Source organism: Paractinoplanes deccanensis, from assembly GCF_016862115.1.
GTDB classification, from domain to species: Bacteria; Actinomycetota; Actinomycetes; order Mycobacteriales; family Micromonosporaceae; genus Actinoplanes; species Actinoplanes deccanensis.
Genome location: NZ_BOMI01000141.1, coordinates 1 through 1,643, shown reverse-complemented (window position 1 = coordinate 1,643; position 1,643 = coordinate 1). Strand labels below are relative to the sequence as shown.

Sequence of the window (1,643 nt, the reverse complement as noted above, 5' to 3'; positions counted from 1 at the left end):
GGCGTGGCCGGCTTTCCCGGCGGCGTGGCCGGCTTCCCTGGCGGCGTGGCTGGCTTCCCTGGCGGCTGGGTTGGGTAGAACGAACGTTCTGTCTTGTGTTTGTGGCGGTAGGACGGTGGCCATGGCGGTGGCGGCTCTGTCGAGGGCGGCGAGGGCGGCGTGGGGCTCGCGCAGGGCCTCGGCGGTGAGGGTGCCCACGGTCAGGCCCGGGCCGGCCGGGAGGGCCTGGTCGGCGAGGGCGATGGTGCCCGCGCGGTGGACCTCACCGGTGTCGGGTGAGAGCAGGCCGGCGAGGACGCGCAGCAGCGTCGTCTTGCCGCGGCCGTTCTCGCCGACGATGGCCAGCCGGGAGCCGGCGGACACGGTGACGGAGACGGCGTCGAGGACGCGGCGGGCGCCCAGGACGACGGTGATGTTTTCGGCGCGCAGGTGGGCGCTGCGGGACAGAGATGGCAAGGACACAGGGAAGCTCCGCGGCTCGGAAGGGCAGGACACCGAGACGGCGGGCAGAGGAGAAGAGGATCCGCCGCCGTCAGCGGCGGGTGCGGAGCCTCATGAAGGCGATGCCTGTGTGCATGGCGGCCAGCGTAGCCATCGCCGGTGGCCGGGGCATCCGAATTACGAGCGTCAGCTGGTCAGCGTGTATCGGCCGGCGGCGGGCACGCGCACCCGGGTCCAGTCGCCGTCGCGGACGACCTCGGCGCCGTGCGACGCGGTGAGCCGGCGGGAGAAGCGGACCCGGACCGGGACCTCGCCGGCGGCCGGGGCGTCGAAGGACACCGTGGTCGCGGTCTGCGAGGCGAGGGTGGCGGGTGCGGCGACGATCGGATGGGGCGCCGTCACGGCGTACAACTGCCAATGCTCGTCGCTCCACACCCGGGTCAGGTAGGGGAGACCGCCGGCGATCAACGCGGCCTCGGGGCGGCCCGACCAGGTCAGCTCGGCGTCGGGCACGGCGACGAACTGCACGGCCAGCTCGTCGAGCCACGCCCGGTAGGTGTCCGCGGTGAGCGGGACGCCGGTGCCCGAGGTGCCGGGGATCTCGGTGAAGAACAGCGGGTTGCGCTCGATGTCCGCCTGCCGCAGCCAGCCGCGGGCCAGCGGGACGTCGGCCATGTGGGCCGCTTCCCAGTAGTCCCGGGTCGACGGGATCTCCACACGGCCGGTGAGCCGCTCCCGAGCCAGCCGGTCGAGGAGGGGAGTGAAGTAGCCGCGTTCGGCGGTCGGGTTGCCGATGTCGCGGAGGTCGCCGGTCACGACGGGAGGCTGCCACCAGCAGGCCACCACGAGCAGGCCGGCGGTGACCCACCAGGCGGTCCGGTTTCGGAGCAGGGGCGGTGCGGCGTAGGCGGCCAGCACCGGCAGGGTGAACATGACCGCCAGGCGGGTGGCGTTGAGGCCCACCGGGGTGTGGACGAGGGCGGCGGCCAGCACGCCGGCCGCGGAGAGGACGCCCGCCACCCGCACCGGGCGGCGGGGGACGAGGAGCGCGACCGCCAGGCTCGCCACGACGGCCCGGACGGTGTCGGTGCGGCTGATGTTCATCCAGCCGCCGTCGCCGAAGAAGAGGGACAGGACGGCCAGGGGGATCGCCGCCGGGACGGCCACCAGCAGCCCCTGCCGGATCCGGTCGCGGCCGTCGG

Annotated in this window: 2 pseudogenes; both read right to left on the bottom strand. The window is 74.3% G+C overall.

From position 1 onward, the window contains the following. Positions 1-375 (bottom strand): annotated as a pseudogene (locus Ade02nite_RS50985) (ATP-binding cassette domain-containing protein); the annotation flags it as partial. A gap of 252 nt (positions 376-627) precedes the next feature. Continuing rightward, positions 628-1,643, bottom strand: a pseudogene (locus Ade02nite_RS34215) (hypothetical protein); the annotation flags it as partial.